General features: G+C 43.9%; 19 protein-coding genes and 1 pseudogene. 16 read left to right on the forward strand and 4 right to left on the reverse strand.

What is annotated here, in order from left to right; all coding sequences use genetic code 11:
• Nucleotides 1-75: 75 nt before the first annotated feature.
• From BP97_RS38995 to BP97_RS0120435, 6 genes and pseudogenes are all read left to right on the forward strand, one after another.
• Complete coding sequence (locus tag BP97_RS38995) at nt 76-402, forward strand: ArsR/SmtB family transcription factor (RefSeq protein WP_028550766.1); 327 nt, start codon at nt 76-78, stop codon at nt 400-402.
• A 253-nt stretch (nt 403-655) separates the two neighbouring features.
• Nucleotides 656-940, forward strand: a pseudogene (locus BP97_RS39000) (Crp/Fnr family transcriptional regulator); the annotation flags it as partial.
• Nucleotides 941-955: 15 nt separating this feature from the next.
• The gene (locus BP97_RS41750; protein ID WP_081824286.1) at nt 956-1,216 is read left to right on the forward strand and encodes a helix-turn-helix domain-containing protein; all 261 of its coding nucleotides are present in this window, start codon (nt 956-958) and stop codon (nt 1,214-1,216) included.
• 81 nt (nt 1,217-1,297) lie between these two features.
• Nucleotides 1,298-1,864 (forward strand): HD domain-containing protein, encoded by a 567-nt coding sequence (locus BP97_RS0120425; protein WP_036746239.1) that lies wholly within the window; start codon nt 1,298-1,300, stop codon nt 1,862-1,864.
• 353 nt (nt 1,865-2,217) lie between these two features.
• Nucleotides 2,218-2,877 carry a hypothetical protein gene (locus BP97_RS37000; RefSeq protein ID WP_051620823.1) on the forward strand — a complete coding sequence of 220 codons (660 nt, stop codon included), beginning with the start codon at nt 2,218-2,220 and terminating at the stop codon, nt 2,875-2,877.
• A 170-nt stretch (nt 2,878-3,047) separates the two neighbouring features.
• A complete protein-coding gene (locus tag BP97_RS0120435; protein WP_028550768.1) occupies nt 3,048-3,938 on the forward strand; it encodes an MBL fold metallo-hydrolase in 891 nt (296 codons plus the stop codon).
• Nucleotides 3,939-4,198: 260 nt separating this feature from the next.
• Here BP97_RS0120435 and BP97_RS0120440 read toward each other — a convergent pair whose 3' ends face one another.
• Both BP97_RS0120440 and BP97_RS0120455 read right to left on the reverse strand, forming a co-directional pair.
• On the reverse strand, nt 4,199-5,233 hold the full coding sequence (locus BP97_RS0120440) for a Cfr family 23S rRNA (adenine(2503)-C(8))-methyltransferase (RefSeq protein WP_028550769.1): 1,035 nt from the start codon (nt 5,231-5,233) through the stop codon (nt 4,199-4,201).
• A 1,157-nt stretch (nt 5,234-6,390) separates the two neighbouring features.
• Nucleotides 6,391-7,287, reverse strand: coding sequence for an AraC family transcriptional regulator (locus BP97_RS0120455; RefSeq protein WP_028550770.1), 897 nt, complete (start codon nt 7,285-7,287; stop codon nt 6,391-6,393).
• Between the two features lie 146 nt (nt 7,288-7,433).
• On the opposite strand from BP97_RS0120455, the gene BP97_RS0120460 reads away from it, so the two are divergent.
• Together BP97_RS0120460 and BP97_RS0120465 are read left to right on the forward strand one after the other, a co-directional pair.
• Entirely contained in the window at nt 7,434-8,339 is a 906-nt protein-coding gene (locus tag BP97_RS0120460) for a DMT family transporter (protein ID WP_028550771.1), read from the forward strand.
• A 393-nt stretch (nt 8,340-8,732) separates the two neighbouring features.
• A complete protein-coding gene (locus BP97_RS0120465) occupies nt 8,733-10,334 on the forward strand; it encodes a glycosyl hydrolase family 18 protein (protein ID WP_028550772.1) in 1,602 nt (533 codons plus the stop codon).
• Between the two features lie 48 nt (nt 10,335-10,382).
• Here BP97_RS0120465 and BP97_RS0120470 read toward each other — a convergent pair whose 3' ends face one another.
• Nucleotides 10,383-11,276 carry a helix-turn-helix transcriptional regulator gene (locus BP97_RS0120470; RefSeq protein WP_028550773.1) on the reverse strand — a complete coding sequence of 298 codons (894 nt, stop codon included), beginning with the start codon at nt 11,274-11,276 and terminating at the stop codon, nt 10,383-10,385.
• A gap of 171 nt (nt 11,277-11,447) precedes the next feature.
• On the opposite strand from BP97_RS0120470, the gene BP97_RS0120475 reads away from it, so the two are divergent.
• The 8 genes from BP97_RS0120475 (at nt 11,448) to BP97_RS0120510 (ending at nt 21,001) form a co-directional block, all read left to right on the forward strand.
• Nucleotides 11,448-12,734: an ABC transporter substrate-binding protein gene (locus BP97_RS0120475; RefSeq protein WP_028550774.1), complete on the forward strand. Its 1,287-nt coding sequence runs from the start codon at nt 11,448-11,450 to the stop codon at nt 12,732-12,734.
• A 357-nt stretch (nt 12,735-13,091) separates the two neighbouring features.
• Nucleotides 13,092-14,933, forward strand: a complete 1,842-nt coding sequence (locus BP97_RS37005; RefSeq protein ID WP_051620825.1) for a cache domain-containing sensor histidine kinase — start codon at nt 13,092-13,094, stop codon at nt 14,931-14,933.
• Nucleotides 14,911-15,678 (forward strand): response regulator transcription factor, encoded by a 768-nt coding sequence (locus tag BP97_RS0120485; RefSeq protein WP_028550775.1) that lies wholly within the window; start codon nt 14,911-14,913, stop codon nt 15,676-15,678. Before BP97_RS37005 ends, BP97_RS0120485 begins: the two co-directional genes overlap by 23 nt.
• 108 nt (nt 15,679-15,786) lie before the next feature.
• Entirely contained in the window at nt 15,787-17,115 is a 1,329-nt protein-coding gene (locus BP97_RS0120490; protein WP_231506351.1) for an ABC transporter substrate-binding protein, read from the forward strand.
• 64 nt (nt 17,116-17,179) lie between these two features.
• Entirely contained in the window at nt 17,180-17,869 is a 690-nt protein-coding gene (locus tag BP97_RS0120495; RefSeq protein ID WP_028550777.1) for a beta/alpha barrel domain-containing protein, read from the forward strand.
• Nucleotides 17,870-17,880: 11 nt separating this feature from the next.
• Nucleotides 17,881-18,798 (forward strand): carbohydrate ABC transporter permease, encoded by a 918-nt coding sequence (locus BP97_RS0120500; protein WP_028550778.1) that lies wholly within the window; start codon nt 17,881-17,883, stop codon nt 18,796-18,798.
• Nucleotides 18,788-19,645, forward strand: a complete 858-nt coding sequence (locus tag BP97_RS0120505) for a carbohydrate ABC transporter permease (protein ID WP_028550779.1) — start codon at nt 18,788-18,790, stop codon at nt 19,643-19,645. The genes BP97_RS0120500 and BP97_RS0120505 overlap by 11 nt, the downstream gene beginning before the upstream one ends.
• Before the next feature lie 12 nt (nt 19,646-19,657).
• The gene (locus tag BP97_RS0120510; RefSeq protein WP_028550780.1) at nt 19,658-21,001 is read left to right on the forward strand and encodes an FAD-dependent oxidoreductase; all 1,344 of its coding nucleotides are present in this window, start codon (nt 19,658-19,660) and stop codon (nt 20,999-21,001) included.
• A 206-nt stretch (nt 21,002-21,207) separates the two neighbouring features.
• Here the strand turns inward: BP97_RS0120510 and BP97_RS0120515 are convergent, their stop codons facing one another.
• On the reverse strand, nt 21,208-21,615 hold the full coding sequence (locus tag BP97_RS0120515) for a hypothetical protein (RefSeq protein WP_028550781.1): 408 nt from the start codon (nt 21,613-21,615) through the stop codon (nt 21,208-21,210).
• Between the last annotated feature and the right edge of the window lie 155 nt (nt 21,616-21,770).

Genomic DNA, 21,770 nt, shown 5'->3' on the forward strand with positions numbered 1-21,770 from the left:
CAAATTATTTTGAATTGACTTGATTATATTTCAAAAAAAATTGAAGTGTCAACAATTATTTGATATATTGTTTTCATGAGACAAAATTTCGAATTCGAGGTAGCCAAAGCGGCAAAGGCACTTAGTGATCCCATACGGTTGAAAATTCTAGTGATGCTTAGAAAAGGGAGGCAAGAAGATTATCAAGCGCCTGTCTGCTCATCCGTTCCCTTGGCGGTATGTCCAGCGGACATTCAACTTCAGCTAGACGATATATCACCGTCCAAATTGTCCTATCATCTCAAAGAATTAAAAGATGAAGGGTATATTCAAGAATGTAGGGAAGGTAAGCGAATCTATTATTTTTTACAATCGGAGAAGTTCAGACAGCTGGTTGAATCCCTAGGTCTGTTGTACGATTAGTCATAATGACATATGTACTTTCTGTAACGATCAAGGGGTAATCGCCCCTGTAATTTCATGTAATAATTTTCAATAGTCAAGTTTTAAAAAAGGGACATATGTCCTTTTTTTATACCCTTCTTCTGTATTTTAATTAAATGAAGAAGTTAGAATGGAATGAGAAGAAAGACAAGGAATCATATTTTCCATAAACTTTACGCTAGATAACTTCAATGATCAAAGGTGTTGTTATCATTGAAAGTATAAAAAAGGTGACGATATACATTTTATGTATTTCCTTGTAAAAGGTAAGGTTAAAATTTATACAACTTCACTAGAAGGTAAGACACTAATTGTACGTTTCAAAACTCCACTGGCTATTATTGGAGATGTGGAATATGTAAATGGAATGGATGTATTAAATACTGTTGAGGCGGTTAGTGAAGGTGAAGTAATAACGGTTCGTTATAGCGATTTGAGAACTATGGAAACAAACCAGATTGATTTCTTACAGTTTTTATTAAAGATTGTTACACAAAAACTATATACAGAATCTTAATCCACAAGTTTAAACATGCTCTTGCCAGTCGATGTTCGCTTGGCAAGCTATCTATTGTCTCTGTCTTCAGAAGGAGATAGTACCATGTTTTACAAAGAAATGAGGACTTCGTACCTAACAGAAGTAGCAGCTCTTTTAGGTACAAGCTATCGTCACTTAAATAGAGTTGTTCACAGACTAAGTTCAGAAGGGACTATATACCGAAAAAATGGTTCCCTTTATATAAAGGATTTACAGCGACTGCGAGAGCGGGCAAATGGAAACATTTATGAATGAGTAAGGAAGGTCTAAACTTATGAGACGGAATTCTTGAATAACCGAATGTAAATTTTTTTACTTGTGATGGGGGTAGGTTTCATGGAATACAGTAATACTATTACCTTTATTAAGGAATTAGAGCGGTTAAAAAATAATACAAGAACAGCATGGACAAGTGAAGGGAGACGAGAAAGTATAGCAGAACATTCTTGGCGACTCACCATGTTCAGCATGGTTCTAGAAGAATATTTTCATGATATAGATTTTAATAGAGTCCTACGCTTATCTCTGATACATGACCTTGGTGAAGCCTATGAAGGAGATACGTCGGCTAAAATCGCAGTGGATTCTGCAAAAAAGTTAAAAAAGGAAGAAGAAGCCATACTCAGACTAATAGCACCACTTTCAGAAATAACTCAACAGAAGTTCATTGAATTATGGTGGGAATATAATAAAGCGGAGACCAAAGAAGCCAAGCTGGTAAAGGCACTCGATAAAATAGAAACCATAATTCAACATAATCAAGGAGCTAATCCTTCTGATTTTGATTATCTTTTCAATATTGACTATGGGAAGAAACACGCTCTATTCGACCCCATCATCCAATCCATTAGAGAGATTGTTGACCAAGAAACCCTTACTCATGTTAGCAAAAATAAATCCTAATAATGGTGTTTTGCCATATTTTCAAACTTGTTCCGTAAAATATGTTCCGTGCGTAGCAGGGAATGAGAAGTATGATCTATTGAACTTAAAATAAATACGAAATTGAGTAGTAAATTTATAATCTATTCTAGGCGTGTTACAGGACGCAAAGGGCTATATTGGGGGTTCGGTTGCAGTAAAGCTGTCGAATATGGGGCGTGAAGTTATCGGTTTAACACGTCCAACTGAGGGAGCGGATAAATTAAAGCCGTTAGCATCCAACCATTAACTGGTAATGATGTTTGATGCGATGGTAAAGGCAAGTATTAAAGTGGCTTTATTTTATTACAAGCAGGATAGGATCCAGGGACCGGATGGGATTCATTCCGGAGGCGGGAGATACGAACTTTTGCCATATTAGTATGCCGGTCGGCCACTATGTCGATTGCGAAATTCGCCCAACCTGCGGGTTAGCCGCGGAAACCGGCATTATTGGCTTCTTCGACGATCCGCGCAGTTTTTATGAACCGGACAAGGTAAATGCCCAACTGCTCTGGTTCAAGCAGGGTTTTGTCGAGTACATGTTTCCGAACCGGCTTCCGTACGACTGTGAGCTGTCTGGAATCGAGTTGTCTATGGAACTATGCTCCGAGGCCCCGCTGCACAATCAAGACTGGCCGTCGGATATTACGGTATGGATCAACGGGATGGAGATCGGGACATGGTTGAGTCCGGGGGATTTCGGCGGCGAGCGGGGGCACCTGACTCCTGCATGGTGGGAGACGCAGGACTCGCAGTTCGGGATGCTGAAGAAATGGAAAGTAACCGAAGAAGGCTCCTTCATCGACGGCATAAGAGTATCGAATTTGAAAGTAATCGAATTGGGGACTGAAGGTGGCCACTCTTTCAATGTGAGAATCGGCGTTAAGCCCGATGCCGCGAATCAGGGAGGTATCAATTTGTTCGGCCGCAAGTTCGGAAATTACGACCAGGACATTTTACTAAGGATGGACTATAAGCCGAGAAGTTCATAATGTCTTATGGCGGGGGGTTGCCGACCTAGCCCCCGTTTTACGGTCATTGATTTAACTATTTTTGAATATAATTAATTTATTTTGAATAACGGACACGTGATCCTATGGATGTGATGCTGGCCTAAGCACTGTCGGATATGATGGGATTATAGTAATGGAGGGATGCTAGAATGGAAAGTCACAATAAGGAGCGTTGGCGGAATCCGGAATGGCTTATGGAGGAAATACAAAGGACGAGGCCGTCATCCGGCTGTGCAGCTGTATGGTTCTTCGGACAAGAAAGCGTAGCTATCAAAGGAAAAGCGACTGTAATCCATGTCGATCCTTTCTATTCCGATTATCTTGAACAGATCAATGGGATAAAGCGAACGTATCCCACATTAGTTAAACCTGAGCATATTACCACCCTCGACTTCTGCCTGATTACTCATGAGCACGAGGATCACTTGGATCCGTGGACACTAAAGGTAATTGCTGAGCAATGTCCGGAGATACGCTTCATGGCACCCTTTAGCTGTCGAGCTATGCTGGAAGCAAACTGCGGAATAGCATCTGAAAGGATAATCGATGCTCTCACTGGGGAGTGGATTGAGCTTGAAGGCAGAGAAGGAGAAAAGATCCGGATCAAGCCGATACCAGCGGCTCATGAAACCCTGGAGACGACGGGAAGTGAATGCGCCCACCGTTATGTTGGCTACTTGCTTGAGCTGAACGGAGTGAAGGTGTACCATGCAGGCGATACCGTAATCTACCCCGGTCTGATAGAGAATCTAGAGCAGGAGGCAATCGATTTGGGGATGCTCCCCATCAATGGACGGGATTACTTCAGAACTTCCGGCGGGATTGTAGGGAACATGAATTATCGCGAAGCAGCGGAGCTTGCCAAGGCCGTACATATGGATATGGTCATTCCGCTGCACTACGATATGTTTGCAGGGAATAGCGAGAAGCCGGGAAATTTCGTTCAAACGCTTTACGAGCGCTACCCTGAGCAGAAGTGTCATGTCATGGCGCGAGGAGAACGATTCGTATACGCTTCGCGGCGAGCTTTCCTTTCGTAAATTTACAGGTAACAATAACGCAGCTAGGATCTATGCAGGAGCTTGGCTGCATATTTTTATTTATAAAAGCAGAAATGCCCCCCTCCCCCTAAACGCAAAATGAGCCAAAGATGCGATTCTAGTGGCTCGTTTTACTTCATTGTTTCTTCTATAATCTTCTTTAAAAATGAGTATTAGATGTTATAAGTATTATGTATTTTAAGGGAATGGTAGTTTAAATTACACATTCCCCTTAATGCATTTTGAACTGAAATTATTACTTACTGGCTGCGCCCGTATAGCTGACCGCAAGCTGCATCTATGTCCGTTCCGAATTGCGTTCGCACGGTGACGTTGATTCCCTTTGATTTTAAGATACGAACAAACATTTTTACCCGTTCCCTGTCCGATTGTTGGTAACTTTCCGGCGTCACATCGGTTGTATTGTAGGGAATCAAATTGACGTGATATAAATGTTCCCAAGGACCTCGATCCTTCAACAAAGCAGCAACAGCTTCCGCATGTTCATTCGAATCGTTTTGGTCTCGAAGTAATATATACGCAATATAAACCTTTCTGCCTGTACCACGTATATAATTATCCAACATGTTCAATACATCATGAAGCGGAAACCGTTTGTTAACAGGCATTAAAACGCTCCGCTGCTCGTCGAATGGAGAGTGCAGTGAAAAAGTTAAATTAACCTGTGGGAATTCCTTCATCAGACGACCCATACCAGGTAAAATTCCGATGGTGGAGACGGTAATTCTTCGATGCCCTAATCCGAAGATTCTCGGATCTGTCAAAATCGCAAGCGCATCGAAAAGATGTGGATTTGCTAGTGCTTCCCCCATCCCCATAAATGAAATACTGTCTAAGGATTGACCATTTAAATGAAAATACAGCAATTGATCGCTAATCTCATCGGCAGTTAGATTTCGTTTCAAGCCTATCGTGCCTGTAGCACAGAAGCGACAACCATATCCGCATCCGTTCTGGCTAGAAATACAGTATGATTTCCAGCCTCGTTCATAGCTTAGTTGTACTGCTTCTATACGTTCTCCACCCTCAATTGAAAAAAGTACCTTATTAACTTGTTTCGATGTCTTTTGCATGACGGGTGATATGTTCAGAACCGTTTCGCCAAGCTTTTTGATCAATTCCTTTCTTAATCCCTTGGGCAGTATTGTCATCCGGTCATATTCGCCAATTCTTTGCTTGAAGATTGCGTCCGTTATTTGCAAAAAACGATATTTGGGTTGTTTCAGATCTATCAAAATGTGTTGAATCGTCTCGTATTTCGAAGTTGGTTTCATGTTTTTCTCCTTTAGAGCCGGAGAAAGTGCCAATAGCACCATTATTAGTGCTCTTGCACGTACATTAAACAACTATATTAGAAAAATCACGAAGCACTCTGCATTTAGAGTCGCTACGTGCATCTGTCGATAGATGGAAAATGCTCCGGCATCCGTTTAATTTGATAGTGAACCGTGCCAACGGACAATGTACGGTTCACATGAACATTTACTACCTCAAACATTGATTTCAACCTCCTAAGATCATTGATGTGTAAAGTTACATTAAACTCCATCATTTTGATAGCGATATTTTCGCGAAAATCGCATCAACCTCTACAAAAAGAATTGTTGGGGAGTGTTTCAGTAAAAAAATGAGCTACAAGAAAGTTACCCTTCTTGTAGCTCAAATAGACAAATCCAGCCCAATTAATGGAATAGATAAGAATATATTTTGAGTGAAAAGAATAAGTAACTTTCTTGCTTAAAAAAGAATAAAACAAGTGCTGTTTTATCTTCCATAACATAAGCAAGAAATATTACATTATTCATCTCATCTCCCATATGTAAAGTTGTGAGTATTTTAGCATAACTATTTTTCCAGATCAACCTTGTTCAAAATTTGTCGAGCAAAAGATGCTTTGGATAGCTCTCGAATTTCCTTCATCTTACATACAGGTCTAGCCAATTGAACAGGGGGAGATTTGGGCCGAACTGCCCTCAGCAGGGGAGAAAGATAAGGAATTGGTGGTTATCCCATTAAGTACATTGAACCTTGTGGGAACCTATGACATAAGATAAATGCAGTTTGACTTAAACAAAAGAGAAGGCAGGGATATTTTAACATGAGGTTTCAGAAATCGACTTTTAACGAGTTAGCGTTTTTGGATGAATCTGACGACAGCGAAGAGAAGAAGATAAAAGCTTTACTAAATACCCGAAAAATGAGACGAAATACGAAAAAAAAGAAAGGTGTCAAGGTAGCTTCTACGGTTAAACCAATTAAAAATTAGGCACAAAATAGCTGATCCAAAAGGGTCATCAGTAGTACATCGTGATTGTCACGGTCGCCGAAACTTCAGAAGAGGGCCATCGGCGGCCAGGTGGCAATTACTGTACAGGATTATGGACAAGCTACAACAGGATAATTTTGAAGTCTAAATCAATGGGCTCATTTTTCAAGATGTAGTCAGTTTATTTCTTATATTACGAAATTCCTTAGGAGTAATGTTACGATGTTTTTTAAAAGACTGGATAAAATGATTTACATGATTGAAACCAACTCTCTGGGCAATTTCGGTTACCGTATATTCAGTAGATTCTAACAGCTCGCAGCTCTTTTTAATACGGTACTTAACCAAGTAGTAATAAGGAGTCATATGAATACTTTTTTTAAAACTTCGAGTGCACTCCGAAACACTCAAATGTGCTATGTCAGCAATTTCCTTCAAAGTTATATTGCCTATATAATTTTGGTGGATGAAGCTAAGCATTAATTGCAGTCTCTCTTGTTGGAGTCTGTTATGTTTAGAGGATTCCTCTGAAGATAAGGAAATATTGGATATAAGGATCAACCACAACTGAACCGTTTTGATGGAAATCTCATACTGCCATCCCCAGTTTTTTTTCACTTCGAATTCCTTCTTCATATTCCAAAGCATTTGTAGGATTTGATTTTGCCACTCTGCATCTCCTTTGATTTCTAATGATAATAAAAACGAATTAGTAAAAGGAAGTACATAGCTTTTTTCCATGGCACTCTCTGAATAAAAGGCGAGCAGCTTCTCCGGAAAATTAAAACTGACATATTCGCCGTCATGGGTTAGATGTGTAACAACGTGAAGGACACTCTTATTGATAAAAATGGCCTGACCCGTTTCTAAATCATAATCGATTCCGTTGATTTGTATAGTTAGTTTCCCTTTGGTCACTAAAGTGATTTGTAATTCTTCGTGCCAATGCAGATCGTTTACTCCTCTGCCTTCAGGAATAGATCCATGATTAGTATGAATGTACATAATGTATGGAAATGCCTCGTCAGGATACTGAATGGCTTCGTGTAATTGTTTTTTCAAAACACAGCTCCTTTTAGACGATATTTCAATATAAATTAAGGATATAGTTACACAAAATAATCGTCGGTGATGATATTATTATATCTAGCTTCGGCTTAACATTGCAATTCTGTGCACAGGTAATTGTCTAACAGCTTGGAGGAACTATGGTTAAATTAAATAAATCGTCTTTACCTTTTCATCCGTTAATTTTATTAATAATCAGTATATTGTCCGTTTCAATCTCTTCCATCATGATAAAATTTTCTGATACACCCACTTCTGTGGCTGGGATGTACAGATTGTTTATTTCCGTAATGATCATGCTCGCTTTTGTACCTTGGAAAAGGCTTCGCTCCTTAGAGATGAATAAAAAAGATTGGAGTATCGTTATTTTAGCCGGTCTTTTTCTAGGGTTACACTTTTTATTCTGGATGGAATCATTGGTCTATACCTCAGTTGCAAGCTCCATGGTCATCTTGTCGTTACAGCCATTATTTGTAATGATCGGCTCATACTTTTTGTTCAAGGAACAAGCTAATCTGCTCACCGTTCTTTGCTTGATCGTTGCTCTTTTTGGTTCAATCATTATAGCTTGTGGAGATATAGGGATATCGAAAGAAGCGCTAATTGGAGACGGCTTATCGTTAATTGGCACAATCTTCGTTTCAGCATATCTGTTGGCTGGCCAAAAAGTAAGCCGCAAAATCGAGGCGAAAGTGTACAGCATTATCGTTTTTTTTATTGGTGGCACTGTCATGCTCGTCTACAATTTGTTGAATAATTACTCTTTAATTGAATACGACTCCTCCGAGTGGACTTATTTTTTGTTGCTTGCAATCATCCCAACTATTTTTGGACAATTTATTTTTAATCTACTGCTAAAATCAATTGGGGCAACGACTGTCTCAGTAGGTATTATTGGAGAACCTGTTCTTGCCATTATTCTTGCGTATCTATTGCTAGGAGAAGTAATTTCTATATTTCAGTTCTTAGGCAGCATGATGACTTTATTCGGTATGGGAATGTACTTTTGGTCAAAATCTATAAAGTATAACTTTCAAAATAAATAACTGACTAATAATGAGTTCAGTATAGTTGGATAGGGGAATGAAAGATGGCAGCCGTGATGATTTTTTGAAACTCGATATTCGTGTTGGGACTTATTACTAAAGCGGAGTTTTTTGCAGAAGTAAAAATACCTGCTATTAAACTACAGATTGATTTTGGTCCAGATATCTTGGAAGAATATCGGAAAAGGGGGATGTGATTCTCTTAAAACCCCTGAGACGGTACATTAAAAGTTCTGCGGTAGTCAGCCTCCTAAAAGTAAAACACCAATTGTCAGATACCTATCAGTCATTGATCATTGATATGGTCGGAAATTTGAAGGAAACTATGATTCTGGCAACTTTTATCTGTTAGGGGAGTCTAATAGAGTTGAGGTCTCGGAGGAGGAGAGAAACATGCATAAAAAGATAATGGCATTGGCCGCAGCGCTGTTGTTCGCCACAGCAGGTAACGCCCATGCTTACGATGTCCCTATAACCGCTTACAAGGATGTGACAGAGCAGTCTTGGGAACAAGATTACGTGTACACTTTATCGGCTCTCGGTATTATAGAAGGTTATCCGGATTCCCAATATCATTCCGGGGAAGCATTGTCCCGGGAAGCCTTTATCAAGCTTATGGTCACGGCAGCCAAATTGGATATATCCCAATCCTCAGGGATCGTACCGCCGGATGCCCTCAACCGCTGGTCCGCGCCTTACTTGGCATCAGCCTTGGAGCGGCATTGGATAGATTTTATGGTAAACGGGGCAGGTGAAATAAAGCCAGAGCAGCCCATTACACGTGAAGAAGTGGCAGCCGTCGTCGGTAAGTATCTATTGGACAAAGAGGAGGCAAGCGGATCGCAATGGCTGGCGGGAGATTGGTCGAAGGAACAGGGAGCGCTAGCGTATAGCGACAGCGCCCAAATCAAGGAAAGCCTGGCACCGTACGTGTTCTATACCATAAAACGGACGGTCATGGAAGGCGACAGTCAGGGCTTTAGACCGAAGAGCGGTTTGATCCGCAGTGAAGTGGCTGCAGTAATTTACCGCTTGCTCGATATCGAAGCAGCCGGCCATAAGCTGGAAGCGACTGGTTTCTATGCGATCAAATCGAGCCCGGCCATCGGCCGGATGCCTCTTGTCGATCATGTTGCGATGGGCTGGTCCCATCTCGAATATGAAGCTGCGGGCACATCCAAGCTGGATATGGAAACAACCACCTACCGAGTTCCGGACGGGTACGCGGATGTGTTGACTGCAGCCAACCAAGCGAATATCAATAAGGATTTGATGGTGTATTTCGGTGATGGCAAAAAGCTTTCGGCATTTTTGAAGGACAGTCTCGCACAAAAGACATTCATAAGTCAGGTTGCTGCGAAGCTGGCTGACCCGTCATTCGGATTTTCCGGAATTTCTCTTGATTTTGAAGGATTGAAAGAGGCTGCGGACGCTTCCTATTATCTGCAGTTTGTCCGAGATCTGAAAGCGGCCATTGGGAGCAAATCTCTCTCCGTATGCGTACCGACGGATCATTATTACAAGGGCTACGATTTCAAAGGACTTAGTGAAACGGCGGACTCCCTGATTCTCATGGCTTACGATTTTACACATGCAGATTCGCGCCTACCTTCCGCTCCATTACCGCTGGTCCGGGATGGGGTAGAGAGAGTACTCAAGCAGGGAGTACCGCCGGATAAGCTGGTACTGGGCATTTCTAAGCAGGCCAATCAGTGGGTCACAAGAAACGACATTACGACAACCGCCATGCCGGCCATTGAACTGGTGGAAAAGCGCATTGCTGATCCAAATGCCATTAAAACGTGGAGCATGCCTTATTTTCTGGAGCATGTTCATTATCAGGATGGCGGAACGGTCAATGATATTTATTATGAAGACACGTCAAGTATTGTCAAAAAAATCTGGCTGGCCAAAGTCTACGGCCTCAAAGGTATTTCCCTCTGGCACATGGGTAATTTCACTGCGAGCGATTGGGAGATGATTGGTAAAAGGTAAGGGGGATTATATGAATAGTCACCCTTTACAGGGAGCAGCTATAACTGACTATTCCAGTATCCAGGTCTTCCTGTACTTAGTGGGCGACATACCGGTATGCGCTTTGAACTTTTTGCAAAAGTAGCTGCTCGATGAGTATTCGGCAGAGTGCGCGACTTCCTCTACGGTGAGCTTGGTCTCGGTAAGCAGCTTCTTGGCAATCTCCAACTTTTCCTGCAACAGCTTTTGCTTAAAGGTCATTTGGAATTGTTTTTTCATCAGCCGGTGCAGATGGCGTTTGCTGACCTTTAGCTCGCCCGCCATTTGATCTAGCGACATATCGGGTGTTTCCGGGTTCATGAGAGCATCGAGCAGATGCTCTCTTTTTTCGTTTAACGTTTTGCGTGGCAGCGCATAATCGGCTTTATTCTCGCCACGGTAGCTGCGGACGGCGTTGACTATAATTTGCGATACGTAGCTGCGGATGTTGTGGTAGTAACCGACCAGTCGGTTATCCAGTTCATCCATAATCTTCTGGAACAGCTCGATACTGCGGTATTCGTCCTCCCCGAACCAAAACCGCGTGGAAGACAGCGTTTCGATCATCGCGTCGGTTTCGATGCGGAGGAACTCGTTGTCCTGCTTTCTTTTCTTCATTACGGTGATATCGAAGTTAATGCAGCATTCTGCAAGCGGATGGTCGCTATCGGTCATTTGCTCGTGATAAATCATCGGGCCGGTCAAATAAAACGTATTGGGCGTAATCTCGTAGTGGATTCCTTCGGCAATGAGCCGACCGAACCCATAAGGGATGAAATGCAGCTCGTAGCCGCCGTGCGCATGCATCTTATTCGTCCGGATGGAAGCAGGGACGAACCGGATATACCATACGTTGATTTGCAAATGTCCCATCTGAATCCGCAAGTCCAGATCGTCATAATCACGGCGAAATTGAATTTCCATCCTCTGTTCCCCCTTATTTTGTATGATCAGGCCATATTAATTGAAAAATTGTCCATTATGTCTATTTTAAACCAAATGTATATTTGATACCATATCGAATTGTAAGGGGTTACATAAATAGGGAATAGAATGTTAGGCTGGGTCTTTAAATAAAAAGGGAGGTTAACGATCATGATCCATCCCGTTGCTAAAAAAATAGCTGTTGTCTTGGCATTCGCCGCAATAACCGCTTCCTGCAGCAACACAGGCAGCGAACCAAAGGCCACAATAGCCGAGGCGCCGCCGGTCACTCTAAAAATTTATATGTGGGACGCGATTTTCCAGGAGGATGTGTTTCAGAAATTGATTGCCGAGCCCGTCAAGAAAAAGTACCCGAACATTACTCTACAGCAGATAGTGCGCGGACCGCAGACGCAGCCGGAGAGCATCGTAACCAATGCTGACAATGAGGTTGATATCATTATGGCCTGGAACGACGTGCTGGTGCAGTTTCAGGATTTGAAGCTGCTCGGCGATATTACGCCGGATGTCAAGAAAGCTGGGATGGACCTCGGCTTGTTCGACGCTCAAGTTCTCGACGGGATGCGCGATGGAGAGAAGAAAGAGATTTTATATGGACTGCCGTTCGCGCAAGATTTCTATGCTTTGTTTTACAATAAAGATTTGTTCGACAAGTTCGGCGTTGCTTATCCAAAGGATGGGATGACCTGGGAGGATGCAATTGAGCTGGCCAAGAAGCTGACGCGCGAAGACGGCGGAATCCAGTACAAAGGGCTCGACCCGGAAGGTCCGGAGAAGCTTGGCAATGCGTTGTCCTTGCCTTTTGTCGACCCGAAAATACAGAAGGCTACGCTTGATACCGAAGGGTGGAAGCGAGTATTCGAAACGCTGAAGCAAATATACGGCATCCCCGGCAACCAGAATACGATTTCGAATCACGCGGGAACGGTAAACCGCTTTGCCAAGGATAAAAATGTGGCGATGTATGCATCCCATGGCGTGGTGAGCGGCCTTGCGCAGTCCGATGTAAATTGGGATATCGCCCAATATCCGAGCTTCAAAGACAAGCCGAATCTGTACGGCATGGTGAAAGCATACGCGCTCTGCATTACAGCGACAAGCAAACATCGCGAGCAGGCGATGCAGACGCTTCAGGTGATGACTTCCGACGAAGTGCAGCTTGCTTATACGAAATCTACCGCGATGCTGTCTGCTCTGAAAAATCCAGAGATGAACAAACATTTCGGTGAAGACCTGCCATTGTTGAAAGGGAAACATATTGAGGGGATTTTCAAAAGCAAGCCGGCTCCCTTCGTCGCCCAATCGATATATTCGGGCAAGGCGCGTCCACCGCTAGAAGCTAAGTTCAAAGACGTGATGGCCGGCAAAGATATCAATACAGCACTGCGGGAAGCGCAGGAAGAAGCGACCAAGCAGATCGACGCGTTGAAGAAGTAAGCGGTAGTCAATTCGAAACGGAACGGCGAATGATCCGATGAATATAATAGCAAAGGCGTTTCCTTGACTGTAGGGGATGCTGCTTTATGGTCATCATGTGCTATTAATAAGTGGCAAAGTTAACAATCTAATTAAACATCGTATCGAAAATGATGCGATGTTTTTTGTTGTTTTTTGCACAACCACCGGCCAAGCGTGCCCCATAGAACACCTTAACCGCGCTGCTTATGTGCAGGGAACATGTTGAGTAGATCTATCCCCTTCGTTCTTTGTTTAATAACATAAAAATAGCTATTTTCGAACAATAGGGTAAACGATTAAAATAATAGGATCATGGTATGGATGAGGAGATACAAAATGAACAGAAAATGGCGATTTCTTCACCCCTTTTTTTCTCGAATGAGTTTGCGTAAAAAAATAGTTACCATATTCATCCTGCTTATCACGATACCACTGACTTTACAGGGATTGATCTCCTATTATGAATTCTCCAGTACCATTGAGAGGAGGACTGCTGACTCGACGATTCAGATTGCTGGTCAAATTAATCGCAACCTGGATAGGACATTAGTAGAAATGCAGCGTCTTTCCTTAATGCCTCTCTATGATCAAAAGGTTTTGTCTATTTTGGATAAATACAGTATGCCGGCGTATGTGCAAACGCGTCCAACGCTAGAGGAAATGGAAAAAATGTTTCTTTACATATCGGGATTGGCGTATAACCGTTCTGAGGTGAGGGGAATACAGGTCATTGCCAACAATGGCTTTATTTTTACCAACGTGGATTCAACCCGAATGCAATTTTCCGTGGATGTACAGAAGGAAGCGTGGTATGCCAAAGTCAGCCAAGCGGACGGCGCCTGGGCAATCATTCCTCCGCATAGGCCGGATTACTACATGGAGAACAATCCGCAGCAGTATTTCTCCGTCGCCCGCTTGATCCGTGAGCCGAATACGAATCGCTTGCTGGGGCTCATTAAAATTGATATGAAGATGGATGTATTCAAGCAGATTTTATCAAACGTGAAATTTGAAGAGAAATGCAGCCTTTCCGTAGTAGATAGTAACAATGAACTCTTTTACAACGAAAGAAGCTGTACACAGGACCCCAATACGGAGCAAGTCTTACGTGAAACAAAGCTGCCGAATGAAAGCTTTGCCAAGGATGTTACGTATGAGGGGAAACGTTTTTTGACTGTGGTCGATTATTCCGATTTTACTGGACTTAAAGTGATCAGCTTCATTCCGGTAAGCTCGCTGCTCAAAGATACGAAAACGTTACGTAATTTTACGGTCCTGCTCGCCATCGTTTTTTTGCTGGCTGCCGGGCTGCTTGCGATCTATTTTTCATACCGCATCAGCCGACCGTTAGACAGGCTCAAGAAAAAAATGATGCTTGTGCAGCGAGGAGACTTCCAGCAAAATGTCCCTGTGGAATCACAGGATGAAATCGGTCAATTGAGTAGAGGCTTCAACCGGATGACGGAGGAGATCGATCGGTTGGTCAAAGAAGTATATGAAATTGGACTGAAGGAAAAAGAGGCGGAGCTTGCAGCCCTGCAAAGTCAGATTAATCCCCATTTTATTTACAACACGTTGGAATCCATTAACATGATCGCCATTGGAAAGCAAAACTATGAGGTATCCGATATGGTAACAGCACTCGGCAAAATGCTTCGCTACACGGTTGATAAGTACGATCGGATGGTCTTATTAAAAGAGGAGTTGGACTCCGTTGCGTCGTATGTCAAAATCCAAAAGATGCGTTACGGGGACCGGCTACGCGTCGAATTTGACTTAGAAGAAGGGATACAGCGTTATTTAATTCCGAAGCTGCTTCTCCAGCCTTTGGTCGAAAACGCGATTTATCACGGAATCGGCGACCAGGAGCAAGGAGGTACAATCTGGATCACGGCGCTTCGTTTTGATAAGTATCTGCTGATTACAGTCAGGGATGATGGGGTCGGGATGACAGATGAACAAATGGAAAGTCTGCGCGCATCGCTTGCTTCGACCTTGCCTCCAGAATCCGGGGATCATGGGCTGGCTTTGCGCAATATTTACCATCGTTTGATTCTGATGTTCGGAGAGGAGTACGAGCTGGAAGTCGATGCAAGTCCGGGAAAAGGTTCTGCATTTACTATTACAATACCGGTTATCGAAAGGGTGGACGATCATGCTCAAAATACTGCTGGTTGAAGATGAAGAAATCATCCGAAACGGATTGAAAAACTTAATCGCACAAGTGTCTGCGGATTTTAACATAGTCAAGGAAGCCGTAAATGGACGGGAGGCGTTGGACTATTTGCAAAAGGAAGTACCGGATTTCATCATCACGGATATCCGTATGCGTGAGATGGACGGGTTGACGCTAACCGCCAAAGTACGGGAACGCTACCCACAGATGCCGATCCTGATCATTAGCGGATACGGTGATTTTGAATATGCCAGGCAAGCGCTCCGGTATGGAGTCACCGATTATTTATTGAAGCCGATTGATCGATTGGCTCTAATTTCGGTTCTGGATCAAATTCGACGAGGATTCGGGCCAAAGGAGGGAAACTCGTCTCTTCCTGAGGAAGAATCGGATAGGCAAGAGATGCCTCCGAAAAATGACAATAGCAGGCGTCTGATCCGAAAGGTCAAAGAGTACATTCAAGAAAATCCGGATAAAGACCTGAAGCTTCAGGTTCTTGCAGAGTACGTTAATTTAAACCCGGCTTACCTCAGCCAGTTGTTTAAACAAGAAGCCAAAATTCATTTGTCCGATTTTATCACAGATGTCCGAATGCAGCGTGCAAAATATTTGCTTTCGAATTCCGACCTGAAGATTTATGATGTGGCTCGGCTCTCCGGCTACCAAAGCCCTAAGCATTTTATGCTGCTCTTCAAACAGCAGGTGGGCAAGACTCCTGGTGCATACAGAGAAGAGGGAGATTCTTAAATCTTCTAAACAAAACGTACCAAACCCAAATGTGAAGTGATTTATTTTATAAAAGCGCTTTCAATATAATAGGACTATCAAGATCATCACTAAATGGGGGGAAACAGAATGAAAGCATCGAAACGTAAGGCCAATATCATGCTCAGTATATCGGCCATACTCGCGGTCCTGGTTGCCGGCTGCAGCAATTCCGGTGCAGGAACACAACCGAGCGCAACGCCAGCTGGCAGTAGTGCGTCACCTGATACAAGCAAGCCTATCCAGCTCAAGTTTTTAACTTGGGGAAATCAGGCCCACCTCGATCTATACAAGACATTAATCGATAAGTACAGACAGACCCATCCGAACATTACGGTGGACCTGCAATCCGTTCCATTTCCGGACTATCAGCAGAAGATCTCGGTATTGGCAGCAGGACGCGAACTTCCTGATGTCGCTTGGTTATCCGAGCGTATGGTCCCGCAGTTTATGGCCAACGGGATTCTGCAGGACATTTCCAGTGTAAAGCAGGATGCTTCCTTTAAAATGGATGATATTATCCCGTCCACACTGGATTTGTTCACCAAAGACGGTAAATTGTACGGACTGCCATTCTCGACGCCGCCGAGCGTTATGTTCTATAACAAGGACCTGTTTGCCAAAGCAGGACTAACTTCTCCTAACGATCTTGCCAAACAAGGCAAATGGACTTGGGAGGAATTTGTAAAAGACGCCAAGGCACTCTCAAGCGGTACAGGGGCTAACAAAATATATGGAGCGAACTTCTTCCGCGATTGGAAAACGTATATTTTGCTGTCCAGCTACTCCTGGTCCAACGGAAGCGGCCCGTTCGATAAAGGCATGACCAAATTTACATGGAATGATCAATACGGAATTGAGACTTTCAAAATGCTGCAAAACATGATGTTCGTCGATCAGTCACATCCGAAAGCGGGCGAACAGGTCAGCTTCGAATCCGGTAAAATCGGAATGTTCTTCGATGTATACAGCTATGTGTCCAAAGCAAGGACGATTAAAGACTTCAAATGGAGCATCGCTCCGATGCCGTCCGGTCCGAAAGGCTCTGTACCGATGCTGGGCCAAGCCGGATATGTCATGTTCAAAGGCAGCAAGTATCCTAAGGAATCCGAAGAATTCATGAAATTCCTGGCGAGTGAGGAAGGTATCAAGGCAACCCAAACGTTCTTCGTACCTCCGCGCAAGAGCGTGTTAGGCTCCGATGATTTTCTGAAGCAGCCGGGAAATCCTGATACGGTTGACATTAAGCAAGCCGTAATTGATGAAATGCCGAAGGCCATCGTTCAACCGGGGCACGTCAATTGGGAGAAAATCGATAATGAAATCCTTGCAGGCTTCGATCAACTTTTCAGCCAAACGGCAACTCCGGAACAAATCGTAAAAACGCTGGAAACCAAGATCATCCCTCTTTTGAAATAGGTAAGGAACGATGCGGTTCGTTGAAAGCGGGCCGCTGTTTTACAAAGGAAAGGAGAACCCGCAGATGAATCGTTTGAAGACATCACTTAATCAAACTAAATTGCAATTGTTTGTTAGCCTTCCGGAGAATGACGCGGGATTGGCTAAAGTCGCAATCGAAGAAGGCGCAGACGGGCTAAAGGTGCATATGAATGTGGGCCACCGTGCCAGTGGCACCAGCTTCAGTGAGCTCTCGGAATACAGGGCAACGTTCAAGGAGATTCGTTCCTTGTTCCACGGTCCTTTAGGTATAGTACCTGGAGGGTCCATAGAGGCCATTCTTCCTCATGAAATAGAGGAACTATCCGAGCTTGGGATTGACTTCTACTCCATTTATGCCTGGCATCTGCCGTCCTTTTTGCTGAAATCAGGCAAGCTGTCCTCCACTTTTGCTATCGATAACCGATTTGACCTCCGCTTTCTGGAGGCAGCCAAATCCTTTCCAATGCTGGAAGCGTTAGAAGCGTCCATCGTCCCGGGAGAAGAGTACGGATCACCGCTTAGTTTTGCCGATTTGTTAAAGTACCGCTGGTTGGTAGAGAATGCCGGGTTGCCCGTCATCGTTCCTTCTCAACGCAAAATCGTCCCTCAGGATATCCCTGCTCTAAAAGATTGCGGTATTCAAGTCCTGTTAGTTGGGGCTGTCGCCATCGGGAAACATGAGGACGAAATCCGTCGCATGGTCCACGCGTTCCGTAATGCGATAGACAGATAGGGGGAAAGAACATGAGTGGCGAACAAGCCGCAGCTATCAAGAAGAAACATCCTTTGTCGCGGGAAGCTGCTATCACCGGATGGCTGTTTGTGGCGCCGATGGTTCTTGGTTTTATCACCTTCCTTATTGCTCCTTTAGTTATGGCTTTTTACATGAGCTTGACAGACTGGCCGATACTTGGCGATGCACAATTTATTGGTTTTGCTAATTACAAAGCAATCATCGCAGATGCCGAATTTTGGAAAATACTTGGGAATACATTTTACTTCTCGGCGGGTCTTGTACCGCTGAATATTATCCTGGCTTTGGGGCTTGCGCTGCTCCTTGCAAAAGGGAAGCCTGGCATGGGTCTCTTCCGTACCGCCATATTCGTGCCGGTCATGACTTCACTCATCGTGTGGGCTATCGTCTGGAAGTATCTGTTTGCGACGGATACAGGCTTTATTAACCAGCTGCTGCAGTTGTTTTTTGGCGTTCAAGGCCCGGCCTGGCTGTACAATACACAATTAGCTATGCCTGCCGTTATTGTTACCAGCGTGCTGAAGAACGTCGGGCTCAATATGGTGCTGTTTATCGCCGCTTTGCAGCAGGTTCCGGCTCAGCTTTATGAAGCGGCCAAAATCGACGGGGCAGGCAGGCGGACCGTTTTCTTTCAAGTGACGGTGCCGATGATTACGCCAACGATATTTTTGACGGTTATCATGACCGTAATCGGTTCGTTGAAGGTGTTTGGACAGATCTATGTGATGACCCAAGGCGGACCGAGCGGAAGCACTAAAGTACTCGTGTACTATATTTGGGAAAAAGCGTTCAAACTGTTCGAGTTCGGTTATGCATCAGCTCTTGCCTATGTTCTCTTTTTCATCATCTTGATCTTTACACTGATTCAGTGGCAGCTCAGAAAAAGGTGGGTGTTCCATGAAAACTGAAGGTGCAGTCTTGAAATCATCGAATTGGATCGCCGGCGCGCTGCATTATCTGGTGCTAGCCTTAATATCGGTCGTGATGCTGATCCCGTTTTTATGGATGGTGTCTACTTCGCTTAAGGAGCCAGCCAAAATATTCGTGTTTCCGCCGGAATTTATTCCATCTGCGATCCGCTGGGCTAACTACACGGAAGTACTGAACAACACCCCTTTTCACTTGTATTATTTTAACAGTGTCTATATCGCGATTGTGGTAACGGTTGGGACCGCTTTTTTTGCTTCGATGGCCGGATATTCGTTTGCTCGTATCCCGTTTAAAGGACGAGATCTCGTGTTCCTGTTATTGCTCAGCACCATGATGATTCCGGCAGAAGCCACTGCGATCCCGATGTTTTTGTTCATGCGGGATTTAGGGTTCAACAATACGCATGTTCCTTTGATTGCTCTGCCGATCTTTGGTGCGGAGGGAGCCTTTGGTGTATTTGTGATGCGGCAGTATTTTATTGCCATGCCAAAGGACCTGGAGGAAGCCGCTATGATCGACGGCTGCTCGCGAATGCGCACATTCTTTGAAATCATGCTTCCGATGGCCAAGCCGGCACTCGCTTCGCTGACAATCTTTACATTTTTAACGACCTGGAACGACTTTTTCAATCCGCTTATTTTTATCAACAACCGGAATTTAATGACGCTGCCACTGGCACTTTCCCTGTTTACAGACGAGGCTGGCACGGCGTGGAACCTGCTGATGAGCGCTTCCGTTATGGTGACACTGCCGCTGCTGCTGGTTTTCTTCTTCGCGCAAAAGCAGTTTATACAAGGCATTGCAATGACAGGGTTAAAGGAGTAGAGGAGGAACGAGATGAACCGCATTTTAGAAGCTGATGTCGTGGTTGTCGGAGGCGGGCCTGCCGGCATTAATGCAGCCATCGCTGCCGGAAGACTAGGGGCATCCACCATTTTAATCGAACGCTATGGTTTTTTGGGAGGGATGTCGACAGCCGCCTCCGTCTATCCGTGGATGACCTTTCACACGGAGCAAGGCAACCAGGTCATTAAGGGAATTGCGCAGGAGTTGGTGGAACGATTAATGGCGCAAGGGGGCTCACCCGGCCATCTGCGGGACACGGTGGGATTCGTTCACACGGTAACACCGTATCACCCCGAGATTTACAAACTGGTTGCCATCGATATGCTCAAGGAAGCGGGCGTGCGGCTGCTGCTACACAGCTTTGTGGATGCCGTTGAGGTGGAAGACAACATTATTCGATCCGTACAAATTACGGGCAAATCGGGTCATTATCAAATCCGAGGGAAGATGTTCGTCGATGCCTCTGGAGATGCGGATGTGAGCTATTTATCCGGGGCTCCTACGCTGCAAGGGCGGGAAGGAGATCACGGCACCCAGCCGATGACGATGAAATTCCGGATGCGCGGAGTGGACCTAGAGGCCGTTCGCCGCAATATGATAGAGAACCCGGATAATTTTTACCGGAAAACCCCTTTTAATGAACTAGATAAAATTCCATTGACAGGTGTCCAGGGCTTTTATTCACAGTGGAAAGCCGCAAATGTCCCTATAAATCGGGACCAGGTTCTTTTCTTCACTGGCCCTGCGGAAGATGAGGTATTGGTGAACTGCACCCGTGTACAGGGATTGGACGGTACGGACATCGAAGATTTAACGAAGGCCGAGGAGGAGGGCCGCCGTCAAGTGATGATGATGGCCCAATTCTTGCAAAACTGGGTTCCTGGCTTCGCCAAAGCGAGCATCTCGTCGGTGGGAACACAAATCGGGATCAGGGAAACAAGACGCATTAACGGGCAGTATAGTCTGACCATTGAGGATGTTGTGTCGGGAAAACGGTTCGATGATGTGATTGCCAGAAGCGGATATCCGATCGATATTCACGATCCAAAAGGAAAGGGAGTTACTGCCGCGTGGATCGGTGGAGATGGCGCTTATGATATTCCGTACCGTTGTCTTGTACCGCAAAAGATACAGAACCTGCTAGCAGCAGGGCGTTGTATCTCCACTTCTCATGAGGCCTTGGCAACTACTCGGTTAACGCCCAGCTGTATGGCCACCGGACAGGCAGCTGGAACTGCCGCTGCTCTGGCCAGTGCAAAGAACTTATCCGTCGCGGAAGTGGACGTAAAGATACTGCAGCAGATTCTGCTTCAATCCAATGTACAGTTAGCCTAATTGGATTCGCTCAGGTGTACTGAATTTCCAGTTACATTGGTTTACTGTCTCGAATGTACAAAGTAAATTGCTGTTTATCTCCTGTATATTTGCGTCATTGAGCCAACGTAAACGAGAGTTGAATAACAACACGATGAGGTTGCAGCTTTAATTCACTACAACCTCATTACTCTGAATCCTGCAACACAATGAGTTGGTTATGCATTTTAAAATTCTTTAATTATTAACTTATATAACTTATTTAAATCCATATCATTCATTCTTATTAACCAACCCAAAGTATATAGACGGTTACCTTTAATACCTATAATTCTTGTTTGGCTTTGTATTGGAAAATTATAACCTTGTTCTTCAAAAGGTTTGTTTAATGTATCGTCCATTCCTTTAAAGGGAACGTAATAAATTTTATAGTCATTGATCTCTCCTAAAAGTCTTATTTCTAAACTAAACAATTCAAATCTTGAGTATCCATGATGAGAACGAAAATCTTTGATCAAACGTTCATCATGATCATTAATATTGTTATAACTATTAACATAATCAAATTTAGTATCAAGTATCGGCGAAGAAATAATGGTCATAGCTAATATCTGTATAGCAATTTCTTTTATCATGAAAGACCTCCTAAAAGAGGAATGTATGTTTAACAATTATATAGCAATATAAGGTTAGAATTGTTATTTTATGCTATATATAAATTGTGTAAGCAACTACATCACCGCTTCATCTCTTTTGGTTTATTATACCTTTTTAGGTTTAAGTCGGTAAA

The sequence above is a fragment of the Paenibacillus sp. UNC451MF genome (assembly GCF_000686845.1).
Classification (GTDB): domain Bacteria; phylum Bacillota; class Bacilli; order Paenibacillales; family NBRC-103111; genus Paenibacillus_S.

What these genes read in the sequence shown, in the direction of transcription:
- BP97_RS38995 (WP_028550766.1), top strand. Translation starts at nt 76, where the DNA reads ATGAGACAAAATTTCGAATTCGAGGTAGCCAAAGCGGCAAAGGCACTT.
- BP97_RS41750 (WP_081824286.1), top strand. Translation starts at nt 956, where the DNA reads ATGCTCTTGCCAGTCGATGTTCGCTTGGCAAGCTATCTATTGTCTCTG.
- BP97_RS0120425 (WP_036746239.1), top strand. Translation starts at nt 1,298, where the DNA reads ATGGAATACAGTAATACTATTACCTTTATTAAGGAATTAGAGCGGTTA.
- BP97_RS37000 (WP_051620823.1), top strand. Translation starts at nt 2,218, where the DNA reads ATGGGATTCATTCCGGAGGCGGGAGATACGAACTTTTGCCATATTAGT.
- BP97_RS0120435 (WP_028550768.1), top strand. Translation starts at nt 3,048, where the DNA reads ATGGAAAGTCACAATAAGGAGCGTTGGCGGAATCCGGAATGGCTTATG.
- BP97_RS0120440 (WP_028550769.1), bottom strand. Translation starts at nt 5,233, where the DNA reads ATGAAACCAACTTCGAAATACGAGACGATTCAACACATTTTGATAGAT.
- BP97_RS0120460 (WP_028550771.1), top strand. Translation starts at nt 7,434, where the DNA reads ATGGTTAAATTAAATAAATCGTCTTTACCTTTTCATCCGTTAATTTTA.
- BP97_RS0120465 (WP_028550772.1), top strand. Translation starts at nt 8,733, where the DNA reads ATGCATAAAAAGATAATGGCATTGGCCGCAGCGCTGTTGTTCGCCACA.
- BP97_RS0120470 (WP_028550773.1), bottom strand. Translation starts at nt 11,276, where the DNA reads ATGGAAATTCAATTTCGCCGTGATTATGACGATCTGGACTTGCGGATT.
- BP97_RS0120475 (WP_028550774.1), top strand. Translation starts at nt 11,448, where the DNA reads ATGATCCATCCCGTTGCTAAAAAAATAGCTGTTGTCTTGGCATTCGCC.
- BP97_RS37005 (WP_051620825.1), top strand. Translation starts at nt 13,092, where the DNA reads ATGAACAGAAAATGGCGATTTCTTCACCCCTTTTTTTCTCGAATGAGT.
- BP97_RS0120485 (WP_028550775.1), top strand. Translation starts at nt 14,911, where the DNA reads ATGCTCAAAATACTGCTGGTTGAAGATGAAGAAATCATCCGAAACGGA.
- BP97_RS0120490 (WP_231506351.1), top strand. Translation starts at nt 15,787, where the DNA reads ATGAAAGCATCGAAACGTAAGGCCAATATCATGCTCAGTATATCGGCC.
- BP97_RS0120495 (WP_028550777.1), top strand. Translation starts at nt 17,180, where the DNA reads ATGAATCGTTTGAAGACATCACTTAATCAAACTAAATTGCAATTGTTT.
- BP97_RS0120500 (WP_028550778.1), top strand. Translation starts at nt 17,881, where the DNA reads ATGAGTGGCGAACAAGCCGCAGCTATCAAGAAGAAACATCCTTTGTCG.
- BP97_RS0120505 (WP_028550779.1), top strand. Translation starts at nt 18,788, where the DNA reads ATGAAAACTGAAGGTGCAGTCTTGAAATCATCGAATTGGATCGCCGGC.
- BP97_RS0120510 (WP_028550780.1), top strand. Translation starts at nt 19,658, where the DNA reads ATGAACCGCATTTTAGAAGCTGATGTCGTGGTTGTCGGAGGCGGGCCT.
- BP97_RS0120515 (WP_028550781.1), bottom strand. Translation starts at nt 21,615, where the DNA reads ATGATAAAAGAAATTGCTATACAGATATTAGCTATGACCATTATTTCT.